11 protein-coding genes are annotated in these 14,167 nt (G+C 51.8%); all 11 read right to left on the bottom strand.

From position 1 onward, the window contains the following. Nucleotides 1-16: 16 nt before the first annotated feature. Nucleotides 17-1,414 carry a DUF4832 domain-containing protein gene (locus NCTC9997_RS05070; RefSeq protein WP_064977481.1) on the bottom strand — a complete coding sequence of 466 codons (1,398 nt, stop codon included), beginning with the start codon at nucleotides 1,412-1,414 and terminating at the stop codon, nucleotides 17-19. Nucleotides 1,415-1,423: 9 nt separating this feature from the next. Beyond that, nucleotides 1,424-1,876 (bottom strand): hypothetical protein, encoded by a 453-nt coding sequence (locus NCTC9997_RS05065; RefSeq protein ID WP_052181230.1) that lies wholly within the window; start codon nucleotides 1,874-1,876, stop codon nucleotides 1,424-1,426. Between the two features lie 110 nt (nucleotides 1,877-1,986). Then, complete coding sequence (locus tag NCTC9997_RS05060) at nucleotides 1,987-3,096, bottom strand: glycosyltransferase family 4 protein (RefSeq protein WP_064978440.1); 1,110 nt, start codon at nucleotides 3,094-3,096, stop codon at nucleotides 1,987-1,989. A gap of 117 nt (nucleotides 3,097-3,213) precedes the next feature. Further along, nucleotides 3,214-4,425 carry a glycosyltransferase family 4 protein gene (locus tag NCTC9997_RS05055; protein WP_064977480.1) on the bottom strand — a complete coding sequence of 404 codons (1,212 nt, stop codon included), beginning with the start codon at nucleotides 4,423-4,425 and terminating at the stop codon, nucleotides 3,214-3,216. Nucleotides 4,426-4,516: 91 nt separating this feature from the next. Next, entirely contained in the window at nucleotides 4,517-5,518 is a 1,002-nt protein-coding gene (locus tag NCTC9997_RS05050; protein ID WP_064977479.1) for a glycosyltransferase family 2 protein, read from the bottom strand. Continuing rightward, the gene (locus NCTC9997_RS05045; protein WP_064977478.1) at nucleotides 5,515-6,897 is read right to left on the bottom strand and encodes a capsular biosynthesis protein; all 1,383 of its coding nucleotides are present in this window, start codon (nucleotides 6,895-6,897) and stop codon (nucleotides 5,515-5,517) included. The genes NCTC9997_RS05050 and NCTC9997_RS05045 overlap by 4 nt, the downstream gene beginning before the upstream one ends. Continuing rightward, entirely contained in the window at nucleotides 6,894-8,105 is a 1,212-nt protein-coding gene (locus NCTC9997_RS05040) for a lipopolysaccharide biosynthesis protein (RefSeq protein WP_064977477.1), read from the bottom strand. Before NCTC9997_RS05040 ends, NCTC9997_RS05045 begins: the two co-directional genes overlap by 4 nt. A gap of 70 nt (nucleotides 8,106-8,175) precedes the next feature. Then, nucleotides 8,176-10,353, bottom strand: coding sequence for a GumC family protein (locus NCTC9997_RS05035; protein ID WP_064977476.1), 2,178 nt, complete (start codon nucleotides 10,351-10,353; stop codon nucleotides 8,176-8,178). 27 nt (nucleotides 10,354-10,380) lie between these two features. Then, entirely contained in the window at nucleotides 10,381-10,992 is a 612-nt protein-coding gene (locus NCTC9997_RS05030) for a polysaccharide biosynthesis/export family protein (RefSeq protein ID WP_167550123.1), read from the bottom strand. A 22-nt stretch (nucleotides 10,993-11,014) separates the two neighbouring features. Next, nucleotides 11,015-12,370, bottom strand: coding sequence for an outer membrane beta-barrel protein (locus tag NCTC9997_RS05025; protein WP_167550122.1), 1,356 nt, complete (start codon nucleotides 12,368-12,370; stop codon nucleotides 11,015-11,017). After that, nucleotides 12,354-13,754 (bottom strand): undecaprenyl-phosphate glucose phosphotransferase, encoded by a 1,401-nt coding sequence (locus NCTC9997_RS05020; RefSeq protein ID WP_010862038.1) that lies wholly within the window; start codon nucleotides 13,752-13,754, stop codon nucleotides 12,354-12,356. Before NCTC9997_RS05020 ends, NCTC9997_RS05025 begins: the two co-directional genes overlap by 17 nt. Between the last annotated feature and the right edge of the window lie 413 nt (nucleotides 13,755-14,167).

Genomic DNA, 14,167 nt, shown 5'->3' with positions numbered 1-14,167 from the left:
ATTTAATACTTAAAGATCACTTAATCTCTATTTGAGAAACGCGATACCAGCCCGACGCTTGCTTGCCTTCATTGGCCAAATTCAACGCTGGCTTTTGGTAAGCATTGGTAAAGGTTAATTCCAGTGCATAATTACCTGCCGGTATTTTTTTCGGCAACGTGATGCTGTCTTGAGTCTGATGCTCACCCGGTAGCCACTGACGAATATCACTGCGGCTAGTCCACTGCTTAATCACGTTACCCTTCGCGCCCACTAAGCGATAGTTCAGCGGATAGTGAACATACGCGGGTGCCACGCCCTCATTACGCCACTCTCCGGTCAACGTCAGCGTGCGTCCGGGCGCAATGGTGGCCGGATGGGTCAAGCTTTGCAATGAAATACGATATCCCATTTTTTTTAGCGCGCTGTCTACGATATCGCGATACTCGGCAGGGATCGGGTCAGACTTCAGATTGAGTGTCGACATGTGCTGTGCCAGAGCCCAATCAAAGGTGGCTTGCACTTCCGCACGCGTATAGTGCTGAATAGTCTGCCACTGCGACATCTTCCCGCACACTTCAAAACTCACCGGCGCGTGCTGCCATGCGCTATCCACGGGCGCCCCTTCGGCGGCGGCTTGCTGCAAGCGCTGCGGATACTCATCACGCATATGGCTCCACGTATCGGAGAAATTATGCCAATCACCAAGGCAATCTGCGCGCCAGCCAGTGCCCTGCTTCAGCGCGTAGGCAAAGCTATTGGGCTCATTGATCAACATGATTTTAGGCGTATCAGGGAAGGCTTTAAGGTGCATATCCACGTAGGCATTTAACTGCTCGGGCGTGTAACGCTGCGCTAACGGCTCTTCTTGTGGAAAATTGCTCAAATGCCACTCGCCCCATGAGCCGACAACACCAATATCAATGTAAGCCAACTGGGGATTCCCGTTATAACGTGCGCCCAGTGCATTGAGCAGTTTCGCGGCATATTGCTGAAACACCGGATCGGCATAATCGGGAACGAATGTGGATTTATCGGCAGTCCAATTGCCGCGAATCGGCTTATCAATCAACCAGCGCGGTAGTTTTGAGCCACTGGTCGGCTCATCCAAATCCATCACCCGCAATGCAATTTGCTTGGACGGTGTTTGCGCCTTGGCTTTAGCAATGATGCTATCGAGCATGGCAAAGTTGATTTGCCCTTCTTGCGGCTCCAGCTCATCCCAATAAAAACGGTAATAATCCACCGTAGTGGCAGGATACTGCTCTGGAGTTTGCAATGGCATGCCCCAGTTATCCTGAAATGTCTCTACCCCGATGCCGGGGTTAGTCAAAATGGTATCCAGCGACTGAGGATGTACAGTAATCATACCGTTCTCGGCGGCCTGAGCGCCGAAGGTACACAGCAGCAAGCCCAGCCAATATATCGGTTTCATCAAGCTTCCTTATCCATTGGCACCCAGAACGGTGTGGCGAAACCAATCCCAAATACCAAAGGAATAATCTTTAAAAATATCAATGCCAAGCGCCGATTTGATGAGATAGAGCACCAATACCGCCGCGGCAAACGTCACGCCGATAGCCAACAGAACCAACAGCGTGCGTAAAAAACCAGACAGTCGCCCTTCTCGCCGTACCTGAGTTCGGCGATCACGACCTAACAAAAACACCACGTAATAGCGCCAGCGCGAGAACCCAAACGTTTTACGCACATCCACCACATGGCGATTAGCAACATTCATCAGGATCACGGCATGCTCGAGCTGGTCTTTCTGCTCTGCCGTGAGACTCGCCAACATCTCATCACCGAGCGCTAAATGCAGACGGCGGATCACCGCCTCTTGCGCCGGTGTTCGCCCTGAATGGGATGCGGCAGCTTGTTGTTCGCTTTTCACCATGCCTGTCTCATTGCTGATTTGTGGGTTTGCAGTATTGTGGATGATTTAGTGTTGCTCTGTGAGCCGAGTGCTTTTGTTCCACGCTTGATGCACCGCTATTCGCCCTGCACCTATCGATAAGCCTGTCGATAAGTCTGTCGATAAACCGCGGCAGTCTGCCGAGCAATCTGCTGCCAATCATACAGCGCTAAATAATGGGAATAATCCGGCGGTGTCGGAGTCTGTTGCTCTAACTGCGCTTGTAGCGCGTGCGCCATCGCACTGCTATCCCCTACAGGGATATAGCACTCATCTGGCAACTTCACCGCTAGGTTAGCCGGAATGTCACTCACACGAACCGGCAAACCATACGACATAGCTTCCAGCAGTGCGATCGGCAACCCTTCATGGTAGGACGGCATCACAAACAAGCGCGCCTGCGAAAACACGGTACGCAGTGCATCGCCAGAGATAAAGCCGGTCATGATCACGCCCGGTGTCGCCGCAGCTTGCTCTTTTAACTTGCGGCTATACGGCGTTTCATGGTCAGCATCACCGACAATCACTAATGGCAATGATGTCTGCAACTGACCATAAGCAGCAATCAAATCATGCAGCCCCTTCTCTTCCACCAGCCGACCTACCGCCACCAGATAGTGACCGGCAGTCAGCCCATGCGTGGCTAAAATTTCGCTACGCTTGGCTTCATCAGGCAATTGGGCAGGCTCCACCCCATTAAAAATCAGATGCGCGTCGTGGCGCTGATACTGTTTTTTAATCAGATCGTTAATCACCTCTGAGATCACAATGACCTCATTGGCATAAGTCACCGCCCATTTTTCGCCTAACCGCAACATGGCTTTAGCCAGTCCGCCCCACTTCAGGCGTTCGTAATCGGGGCCATGATGAGTAAAGACCACTTTTTTACCCAGCAAGCGCAATAATGGCACCACTAAACCCGGACCAATGGCATGCACATGCACGATATCACAGCGGTGAAAACGGCTGTACAAGGCAGCCAATACCGAATGTACGATTGCCTCAAGGGATTTTTTCTTCGGCGCAGGCAAGGCGCGCAGCTGCACACCACGGTATTCACTGCGAACATAATCCACATACGGCGCACGCGCTAATACCGTGGCCTGCCATTCTGACTCTTGCAACAATGCCGGATACAGCGCCTGACAGTGGGTTTCGACGCCACCCAAGACATTCGGGATCCCACGGGTACCCAGCACCATCACGCGCGGAGCGGCCGATGAGGCTCTAGAGTGCGGCGCAGATGCCGGATCGATTTCCGAATTTGAAACAGCCATGGGCTGATGACCTCTTGATGTAATTCAGTAAGATGTACGCTGTTACTCTGGGTGCAACTCGCGGTATAAGGCTAACAGTGCCGCTTGATGAGCTTGCAGTGTGTAGTTATCCAGCAAATGCTGGCGTGCATGGCGGCCCATCTGGTGAGCCAGTGCGCTGTCTTGTGCCAAGATATCCATTTTGGCCGCCAGTTCATCGGCATCGGCAAAACCGAATAAAAAGCCCTCTTCACCATCACGGATTTGCTCAGGGATCCCACCGATGCGCGTGCCCAAGACCGGTTTGCCCCACGCCATGCCTTCTAATACCGACATCGAACAGTTTTCGTAAATCTCAGACGGCACCACCACCGCGCGGCAATGGCGCAGCTGTGCATCGAGCGCCTCGCCCTGCATAAAGCCCAACAACTGAGCATGCGGATAGTGCTGTTGTAAATGCGCCTGCAATGGGCCTTCGCCCACGATGTGCAAAGCGGCGGGATGACGCATCTTTTGCTGCGCTTTGGCCAAGGTTTCGACGCCTTTTTCCGGCATTAAACGGCCTAAAAACAGGAAATAGCCCTGATCATCTTCTGCTTTGGCTGGCGTAATCGCGCTGGCATCCATCCCATTAACAATGACGCGGATGTCAGCATGTGGTAAACGGCGACGGATCATACCGGCCATAAATTGGCTCGGCGCGATAAAGACATCCACATCCTGATAGCTTTTGCGCCACAGGTGATATTGCGCTTCCAGCGACAGCAGCAGACTTTTACCCAGCGAGCCGTCTTGGCAGCGATAACGGGTCGCATTCCATACCGAGCCGTGCGAGCACAGCTCACACGGCTTGCCGTCTCGCAGCATCTTATAACTTGGGCAGGCAATTTTCAGATCGTGCGCTGTCAGCACCGTTTTGCAGCCCATCTGCTTGGCAACCCGAATAATCGATGGCGTCAGCTGATGATAAATATTGTGGAAATGCACAATGTCGGGCCGCTCTTGGTGGATCAATGCAGCTAATTTAGTGCACGCTTCACGGTTATGGATAAAGTTAGCCGCGATTTTCAGGCTATCCAGAGCATTATGGTCGCGATCGAGCTCCACATTGGAGACAAAAAAATCCGCCTGCGGCGATGGAAAATTCCGCGCATGCTGCATCGAAAAATCGATCACTTCAACGCCCGCCGCCTGTAGCATCTCCCGCTCTTGAAACAGAACGGTTTCCGCGCCGCCTTTGCGGAAAAAGAATTTGTTAACCAGCAAAATCTTCATGCTTGCCTCGTTTCGTTCCGATTCTCGGATCCGAACACGCTCCTGTTACTCGGTTATCTGTCGCCGTTATTGGTGATCCCTATTCGCACGCTTAGGGATTAATCACCCGATGCTCAGGGTATTCACGCGGTGATTTGGGCGTTAAAAATAGGCCGCGTGCTAGCCCTGCGGCATACACCGTCAGATTCAGCACACTGCGCAGCGCATCCACCAAAGAGCGATTTTTCACTGTTTTCAGGCCGACAAAGGCCAACAGCGGTAATACAGCTACACCCGCAATCCAACCGCTGTCCACGACCGCAGACACCAGCAGTGCCAGTAATAACAGCAGCAGATATAAGCCAAACACCAACTCGTTACGGATCACGCCTAATACTTCACGCAAGTAAGGCTGGCCCCACGCACTACGCACCAGCTCGCCACTGGCAAACAGGTAGCCCAGTCTCCAACGAAACTTCAGCAGCGCCAGCGAACCCATGGTGTAAGAGGTATGATGGAAAAACGGCACCGCCAGACGATGCAACTTGTAACCGGCATGACGAATGCGAATACCCAACTCGGCCTCTTCATAGGCGTGTAAATTGCGGTTGGTCAGATAACCAATCTGCTCGATAACACTGCGCCGGTATAAGCCACCGCCGCTTAGCCATTGGCAATCACCTAACGGATAAATACGGTGCAGACGCTGTTTGCGTGATTTAAATTCGTAGCTGGTAGCGTCATCCATCTCAACTTGTCCGGCCACGCCAGCATACTGCGGTTGTTGCTGTAAAAATTGCACTGCCGCCGGTAAAAACTCCGGCGCTAACTGCATATCGCCATCCAGCAACAAAACATAATCGCCTTGGCTAAACAGATAGCCTAAATGCGCCCCCACACCGCAGCAGCGCTCTTCGGCGTTCTGCAGCGAAACCACGGTCACCCCGCGCTCGCTGGCTATCTGAGTGGTGTTATCGGTCGATAGGCTGTCTGCCACGATGATTTTATGTGGGTAATCCCCCATACCGGCGCGCACGCTATCAATGGTGCGGCCAATGCCGTCTTGTTCGTTGAAGGTTTTGATGATGACGGAGATAAACGGTAATGAATTCATTGTGCTTCACCACTTTGTGCGACCTGATAAACCGCGTTGCGGATCACCAACATGGCCCCCAAGACAAAATAAAACAAAAACTGCAACATCGGGATGAGCATCAGTAACTGACTGTAAGGCAGGCTTAACAAGCAGGCGATGGTAAACGCCACAAACGCCGGCTGATAACTCACCAATCGCACATCGGCTTCGCTCATAGCGGCACGCTCCAGCAGCGGCTTCGGCCACGCCAGCACACATGCGCCACCAAATAGCGCAATAAACAGCACACTGCCCGCCAGCCCCAATTCCCACAGCATCATGCTGAGCGAAGTAGAATCGAGCAGCACATTGAACACCAGATTCAGATAGCCCGGTGCGACCGTGCTCCCGTGGTTAGTGGTATTTAAGCCATAACCAAACAGCACATTACTAAAACCATGCAAATCTGCATTGGCAGCCCAGAAGAAAAAGGTTGTCATCCGCCCCAGTTCACCGGTTTCTGGGTTGATATGGTGCGGGTCAAAAATATAGCTCAGGGAATCCAAGAACAGATCCAGCGCCCCATTGGTTTGCCCGGCCCCAAAAGCCGATGAGTAGGATGCCGCCAAGATGATCACCGCCAGCGCTAAAATCAGCGCCAAGCCCAATGCAATCAACAGCAACTTTTTCAGATCGAAGCTTTTCATCCCGCGAATATAGCTAGGCGACAGCCAAACCAGTGCCAACAGCAGCGGCGCAAGGAAAATGACAAACTTAATCTCACCCAGCACACATAGGCCAAAAGCCAGCAGCAGGTGCAGCGCGAGCGAGCCTTTACTGGTCAGTCCGTATTTAAACTCCGACAGTTTAAGCAGCATGATCAGCAAGCAAAACATACCGAGCGCTCCGGTATTCCCCCCGCCAAGCGGATCGCCGCCAAACGTGCCGACCACCGAATCCCACTTTTCAAACTCGCCTTTCACCGCCACGCGATGCGGCACCACCACTAAAATCTGGTACAACACCACCGGAATTTGCAGATAGAACACCCAATAAAAACAACGTGTAATACGATAAATCTGCGATTCGCGGCAAAAACCTAATAGCAATGCAGGGAAGATTAATGACAGCGCCAGTTCATTTTTCATGCCGACAATGGTCACGGCCACGCCGTTTTGCAGTAAGGTGGTTAACAGCGCCAATAAAAAGAAACCGGCAAACAGCGCCAGCAATAAGGTTGTCGAGTGATCCAAATGCAAGGGGCTATAGCGGGTTTGCAGTGGCAGCAGGAGCACCATCCCTAACGCCAACAAAAAGGGCAGCCACAAAAAAGCTGACACCCCAGTAAAATATTGCGCCAAGCCGCACACCACCAAGGTGGTGAACAGGTAGCCTTGCATGTAGGTCGCGGTGTTCATCCGCGCACACCGTGCTGGGTGAGCAAACGCGCGCGATGATTCACGCGCAAGTAGATAAAGGCATATCGCAGCGCCGTCAGTGACGCATAGGCCAACACCGCCAGCGAATAGTTCGGGTAGAAATACGGCAGAACCAGCAGCGACAGCACTACTACCAGCAATTGCTCAATTTGGATCCGCAAAAAGTACCCCGCCGAGCCATACACCAGTTCAATGACGGTCAGTGGACAAATAGCCAGCGCGGTAAAAACATATGGCAGCATATAGCGCGAGGTTTGAATCGAATCCACCCATTGGCTGTCGAAAAAAGCATGCATAATGAGGGGATAGAAAATCCAGATCCCCACTACGGCTGCCGCGCCCATGCCAAGCAGCAACCAACGCACTTTGGCAAATTCCGCCGCATTAAAGTGCTGATGACGAAAATCCACCGACCAGCGCGAAAACACCGAGTTACGCACCGCATTGCCGATAATCTGCACCGGCGCTAAACAAAAACGGGTCACCACCGCAAAGTAACCGGCCACCAGCGGAGAAAACCAGTAATTAACCAACATCACTGGCAAGTTCGCGGTGGCCATCGCCAGCACCTCGGCGCTGCCGATGCCACTCAAATGCACCCGATGTGTACGCCAATAGGCCGCGATGGCCGTTAACGACGCATCGCGGCGCTGCAAGCGGCGCATATCAAAGGCATTCAGTAGCCACGCACCAATCACCACAAACAGCAGCAGCGCCCACGCCCAGTAGAAAATGCCGGCCGACGGTGCTAATGCCAAACACACCACTACCGTTAACGATGCCGAAATGCGCTGCAAGCCCAAACGCTGAAAATGTTCACTACGCAGTGCCAGATTTTCCGCTACCAAAATCAGCGCATGGGTGACGGTTAGAAGATAAGTCGTCCACGGGTTGAGGCTAAAAAAAGGCAACATCAGCAAGGTATACGGCAGTGGGATCAGCCACGCTTGCAGCAGGCAAAACATCACCGATGCCGGTACCTCTTCATCGGTCACCTTAGGCAGTAACAGCTGAGAAGCAAACATGGCTACTTGCGCACCAATCAAGGCCACGCTGTAAGTCAGGGCGTATGTGCCCACTTCATTCATGCCAAATTTGTGTGAAATCAGCCAGACCGACACCGCCCCGATCACCTGCGAGATCACCGAGGCACCACCAATGGTGGTGGCACTTTTAATCAGACTCATACACGAACCACGTTTATCACGGTAACTAGACTCATCAGGGCAATCACATTCATTATGGGCGCCGAATTCATTATGGTAGCAAGCTCGCGTCGCCCTGATCGGCAACGTGCGATGCCGGTTGCCCACCGGCTGGCAGCAAGTTCTCCGCCCCTTCCACCAATGATTCCGGTACCTGATTGAGCACCAAACCAGCCAGCGTGATCTGCTGTTGCTGCAGCGCTTGCAAACCCGACAAAATCTGATTCGTCGGCAGCTCACGGGATTTCACCACATACAGGCAGCCATCCACGTAACGGCCCACCAGCAGCGCATCTTTGCAAGTCGTAACCGCCGGAACATCAATGATAATGCGCGCGTAGTAGCCACGTAGCGCTTGCAACAATGCCGGTAATCGCTCGGAAGACAATGCCAGCAACGGCGATACCGTCGGCTTACCCGCTGGCAATAGCGCCCAAGGGCGATCAGCAGTAGCCGGTAAAATGGCTTGGTTGGCTTCAACCGTACCGGCCAGTATCTCCGCCAGCCCCGGCACACCAGTCGCCGCAAAACTGCGGCTGACATGACCATCGCGCAAGTTAGCATCAATCAGCAAGGTAGGCAGGTCTTGAGCCAACGCCGCCCCGAGTAAGGCGCTGATCGTGCTGCTGCCCTCGCCCGTGGCCGTCGAGCTCACCATCAGTAGCGGATAAGCGTGTGGTTGCAACAACAGCGCCGCACGCAGTCCATCCACCGATTCACTAAGTTGCGGCTCTAAACTGCTCAAGCGCACCATATCTGGCAACGTCAGTGTAGAATCAGCAAGGCGCACAATCTCGCCTAATGGCTCACGCCCCAAACGGCGCTCGGCTTGGGTCAGCGTATCCACGGTATTAGCCAGCGACGCTTTCACCACCACAAAACACACCGCCAGCACGCCGCTAAATGCCGCCACCATAATCAGGAATAACGGCTTATTCGGTTTAGACGGATGCAATGGCTGCTCGGCAGGCTCAAACAAGGTCGCGCTGGCTTCGGTATACGTACTATTCGCCTGCGTTTCTTGTTGGCGCTGGTAAAACGCGTTGTACAACTCGCGGGTTTTATTTAGGTTGTTTTTCAGGTTGTCATATTCAGCGGTTTGTTCGGCCAATTGGCTGAACTGCGCTTTTTTCTGCACTAACGCCTGTTGAAATTGCTGCTCTTTTTTCAGCGCCGCTTGATAACGCTGATAAATCCCGTCAGCAATTTCTTTTAATACCACCTGCGTCTGCGCACGGATCGCTGCCACTTGAGCTTTGGCCTGCTGCACTTTGTCGAACTTATCACCGTACACGCGGGTTAATTCAGCCAAGTTTTCTTGCGCTTTAATCAGCGCAATGCGCAAATCCTGAATTTGGGGATGGCTCGATGCTTCAGGGATTGCCGACAAATCAGAAATATAGCTACCATCTGATTTGGTGATCGCTTGATATTGTGCCAACGCCGCGATGCGCTGCTCGCGCGCATCCGCCAGTTTGTTGGTAATAATCCCCAACTCTTCGGTTTGCAGGCCATCAACACCACGAAAGGTAATCAGACCATTGCGCTGCAAAAAGTCATTCAGGCTCTTTTCCTGCGCAGTGATCTGCCGGCTTAGCTCGGCCAAGCGGTTTTTATTCCACTGCGATGCTTGCAACGTGGCCGCCAAACGCTGCTCAATCGAAAAATCGATATAAGCCTGCGCGACCGCATTCGCTATCTGTGATGCCTGCTTCGCATTGGGCGATTCAAAGGTCACCGCTGCCATCTGGGTATTGCGAATGGGCGTCACGGTGAGATGCTTGAGTAGCCAATCTACCGCATGACGACGCGCCAAATCAGGCGCCACCGGAGTTGAAGCAGAGCGCCCCAATAAACGACTAAGCAAGCCGCCTTTTGCCCCACCAGCAAACTCAGGCAACGCAGCTAAAGCGAGCTTATCGACCACCTGTTCGGCAATGCGACGGGATTGCAAAATCTGGAACTGGGTGTCGTAGTACTCTTTGCGGGTTGAGTCAAAACGGTAGACGTTCTCAACCGGCGAAACATTTTCAGCCTCAGCACGAAACAGCAACGTGGCCGAAGCTTGATAAACCGGCGTCATGCCGATAATAAACGGCAGCGCCAGCGCCGATACCAGCACCACAAACAGCACAATGCGCAGCCAGACGCGCCGGATCTCAGTCGTCACCCGACTAAAATCCAGCGTACTTTCCAGCTTCATGCCTTTTTCAACCAATAATGACGCCATAGATTATCTATCTGTTTGGGTTAACAATTAAAAGAAACTCTGCGCGACCGTCACCAAATCATCGGGGCGTAATTTCTGTTCCAGACTGACCGGGCTCACACGGCTCGGGCTGTTTTTTTGTCCCGCATCCGACGGTACTTTTGCAGTATTCCCCTGTGGAGCTGGATTCTCCTGCAAGGTACTGGTGCGCAGCTCGATAGCTTGGCGATCGGCGCGATCAGTAAAACCACCGGCCAGTGCAATCAACTTTTCCACCGTCAGCCCAGGGCGGTAAGCATAAGCGCCGGGGTTTTCCACCTCGCCACCGATGTAGACATCGCGAAAACGGGTAATATTCACCGTCACCTGCGGATTAACCAGATAACCGTCTTGCAGACCCTGGGTCAGCGTTTGCACTAACTGCTCGGTCGTTTGCCCTTGCAACTTCACCTCGCCCAGATACGGGTAGTTAATCACGCCGCCCGGGCCGATCGTCACGCGCATCGATAGCCCCGGCGCGTCATAGACCTGAATACTGATCTCATCCCCTGCTCCCAAATGGTATTCCGGCGATACCGGAATCGAAACCGGCGATGAAGTCGCACATCCGGTCAGCGTCAGCACCAAACTGGTCAGTATCAATAACAACGTGTTTTTCATCGATGTCAGCGCATCCTTGTGGTTAAAATGCGATTTTGACCGCCAATGCAGCGGCATTTCTGTCATAGCCAATATCTCGCTCCACAAACCGATTACCGATAAACAAAGGATCAGTCGGATTGGTGGTGCTGTGCGACGAGCGCAGATAATTCATACTCAGCAGTACCGATGGGCGTAGCCGATACTCGATGCCCAGCGAAAAATCACGAAAACTGTCGCTGCGTGGTTTGCCCTGATATTTTTCTCGGGTAAATCGGTAATCGGTCAGTACCGCCAGCGACGGTGTCACATTATAGAGCCAGCCCAGTGCATAACGGCGTTGATTCACGTATACGCCCGAGGAGTCCGGATCGACCGCGCGCTGCCAAGTGACCACACTGAACTGCGACCGATTCACCGGCATCCAATCCACCCGCACATCCCAATTCAGACCATCAAAGGTGCGCGATTCGCCAGCGGCAAAGGTTTTGTGCAACCAACCGATGTTCACATCGGCCTTAGTTTTGCCCGTTAACTGCGAGCGCACACCAAACCACGCAAAGTAATCGTTGGTATCGTTTTGTGGCGATGCCCGATAGTGGCGCTGATTGGTCTGCAACGTATAACGAAAACGGGACTCATGCGAAACCTGATCAAACAGCTCAGTAATTAGCGTATTCTCTCGCCAATTTTTCTCATCCACATACTCAGCAAAATCTGGGGTATACGACGATAATGCCTGATAACGCTTATTTTTTTGTTGCAGCGCCACTTCAAGCTTACCGCGCGCCTCAGGTGCACCGTAGCTGTAACGCAACTCAGTATCATCCAGCGTAAACGGCATCTCGCGCGTCACCCCGAAGCCTTCTAATTGGCGCTGGCTAAAGCCTTCGGTTAATTCTTCTCCGCGCGACTCATGGGATTTATCGAGTGACGCATTCAAGGCCAGCGCATGACGCAAACCATAACGCCAGCGGGTATTCAACGCCCAACGCTGATCATAGTAACTGTCCGCGGAACTGGCCGTATACTGGCGATAAGCGCCTTGATATGAAAGCGCATAGCGGTCTTGACCTCGCTGCCCAGAGACACGCAGCGACGGGGTCAGCCCATAATAATTAGAACCAATGGCCAACGCCGGATCACGCTGCGCAGTGACATTGCTGTTGTAACCATACTCGCTATCTAACCGCGTCTGAATTTGTACGCCCCACGGCCCACGATGGTTTACCGGCTGTGGCTCAGCGGCAGCAATAACCGATTGGGCCAACACCGAAGCCGGCAATAATAGCCCCGCTAGCGAGCACAGCACCGGCCACGGCACAGATCGCCGCTCATCAGCTGCGCTCACCTCAACGGCGTGCCGAGGCCCCAAAACTGCCTTAATAGGCCGTTTCACCCACAAATCCTTTGAAGATGGTCAGGAAGATAATTTTGATATCCAAGGCCAGTGACCATGTCTGGATATAACGCAAATCGTATTTCACCCGCATTTCCATTTTATCCACGGTATCGGTTTCACCACGAAAACCGTTGATTTGCGCCAGCCCCGTAATGCCCGGTTTCACCATATGACGCACCATATAGCGGTTAACGATCGCCCGATACTCTTCGTTATGCGCCACCGCATGAGGGCGCGGGCCAACAATCGACATCGAGCCTTGCAGCACATTAAAAAACTGTGGTAATTCATCTAACGAGGTTCGACGGATAAATGCACCAAATCGGGTTACCCGTGGATCATTACGCGTCGCCTGTACCACTTTATCTGAGTTTTCCATAACTTTCATGGAACGAAACTTCCAGACTTTGATGCATTTGCCACCTAAGCCATAGCGGTCTTGCTTAAATAGCACCGGCCCCGGTGATGATAATTTCACGCCGATAGCCACAAACAATAAAACCGGTGAAATCAGCAGTAAAATCAACGCCCCTAAGATAATATCTTCCGCCCGTTTGATAAAACCACCAATACCATCAAATGGCGAGCTAAATACGCTCAACGTACTGATATTACCGACCGATTTGGCTACCGTATGGTGCAAGCTGTAGGCATACAGATCCGGTACAATATAAGTATCTACCGTGGTATCTGACAGTTGGTCTAAATAATGATTAATTCGACCACGCGCTTCTAGAGGCAACGCAATATAAACTTCGTCGACTTTCCCTTCGTTAATCAGGCGGACTAATTCAGCGCAATTGCCTAATATTGGCTTGCGTGATTTATAACCGAAACGATTTGCATCACGATCATCAAAAAAGCCGATATTACGCAGACGCAATGCTTTATTTTCATCCAATTCTTTTTCCAGCGCCAACCCAATACCGGTAGCGCCAAGGATCGCCACATTACGCACGTTGATGCCATATTGCACCATCAGTAAGTTAAGGCCGTAAATCACCACGCGCGATAATAATGATCCCATCACCGGCAAACTGAGCCACAGCGCGGCCTCACGAACCGAGACATCGGCATAGCCTTCGGCAAGAAAATCGATGTAATGCATCATCAAGAACAGCAAAAAGGCGGTGATCACCCATGCTGTCACCACTTTAAATAAGCAGTGGGTCAGATGCTGACGAATATTTTCCCGATACACGCCCACATTACCGGCAACCAGTAAAAAGCAGAGTGTAATCAATATGCTGACATCTGTGCGATCGGCAATTTTTTCGCCAAACTCATGAAAGTTCAGTAAATAATTGGTGACAACAACATCACAAACAAAAGGGACGACCCCGTAGCCATTTTTGACGAATTTTATGATATTTCTGTTCATCTTCAGCGCCTGCTGTAAGCGTTAGCTTTTATACAGTCTGTTTGCTTTCAGAGATGCGAGTCCCATACATTTCCGCTCACAAACACTCTTTTACGATCACGTTTTGTTACCATTTGCTGATTTTTACATCGCTTGCTGCTGTGTGTTTCACTGTTTTTTTGTCATTCGATTCACGCTTCTGATTCGCCTACCGATAAATAGATTTATATCTCGCAGTAATATTCCACTGCGTAGTCATGCAAATGTGTTTTTATACTTATTCATCCATCAACCGATAATGAACAAGTTAGGGGTTACTGAACCAACTAACACATTTGATACAACCGATAAGCGCTAACACGCACGAACAACACTACAGCGTTAAAACTAGTAAAAAGCAGAGTAATTTAAGCATATTCCGCACAATAACATAA

The sequence above is a fragment of the Plesiomonas shigelloides genome (genome assembly GCF_900087055.1).
In the GTDB taxonomy this organism is placed as follows: domain Bacteria; phylum Pseudomonadota; class Gammaproteobacteria; order Enterobacterales; family CAMTGL01; genus Plesiomonas; species Plesiomonas shigelloides.
Note: the sequence above shows the minus strand (reverse complement) of the source record. Positions and strands in the feature narration are given on the sequence as shown.

What these genes read in the sequence shown, in the direction of transcription:
- NCTC9997_RS05065 (WP_052181230.1), bottom strand. Translation starts at nt 1,876, where the DNA reads ATGGTGAAAAGCGAACAACAAGCTGCCGCATCCCATTCAGGGCGAACA.
- NCTC9997_RS05070 (WP_064977481.1), bottom strand. Translation starts at nt 1,414, where the DNA reads ATGAAACCGATATATTGGCTGGGCTTGCTGCTGTGTACCTTCGGCGCT.
- NCTC9997_RS05045 (WP_064977478.1), bottom strand. Translation starts at nt 6,897, where the DNA reads ATGAACACCGCGACCTACATGCAAGGCTACCTGTTCACCACCTTGGTG.
- NCTC9997_RS05055 (WP_064977480.1), bottom strand. Translation starts at nt 4,425, where the DNA reads ATGAAGATTTTGCTGGTTAACAAATTCTTTTTCCGCAAAGGCGGCGCG.
- NCTC9997_RS05050 (WP_064977479.1), bottom strand. Translation starts at nt 5,518, where the DNA reads ATGAATTCATTACCGTTTATCTCCGTCATCATCAAAACCTTCAACGAA.
- NCTC9997_RS05020 (WP_010862038.1), bottom strand. Translation starts at nt 13,754, where the DNA reads ATGAACAGAAATATCATAAAATTCGTCAAAAATGGCTACGGGGTCGTC.
- NCTC9997_RS05030 (WP_167550123.1), bottom strand. Translation starts at nt 10,992, where the DNA reads ATGAAAAACACGTTGTTATTGATACTGACCAGTTTGGTGCTGACGCTG.
- NCTC9997_RS05060 (WP_064978440.1), bottom strand. Translation starts at nt 3,096, where the DNA reads ATGGTGCTGGGTACCCGTGGGATCCCGAATGTCTTGGGTGGCGTCGAA.
- NCTC9997_RS05035 (WP_064977476.1), bottom strand. Translation starts at nt 10,353, where the DNA reads ATGGCGTCATTATTGGTTGAAAAAGGCATGAAGCTGGAAAGTACGCTG.
- NCTC9997_RS05040 (WP_064977477.1), bottom strand. Translation starts at nt 8,105, where the DNA reads ATGAGTCTGATTAAAAGTGCCACCACCATTGGTGGTGCCTCGGTGATC.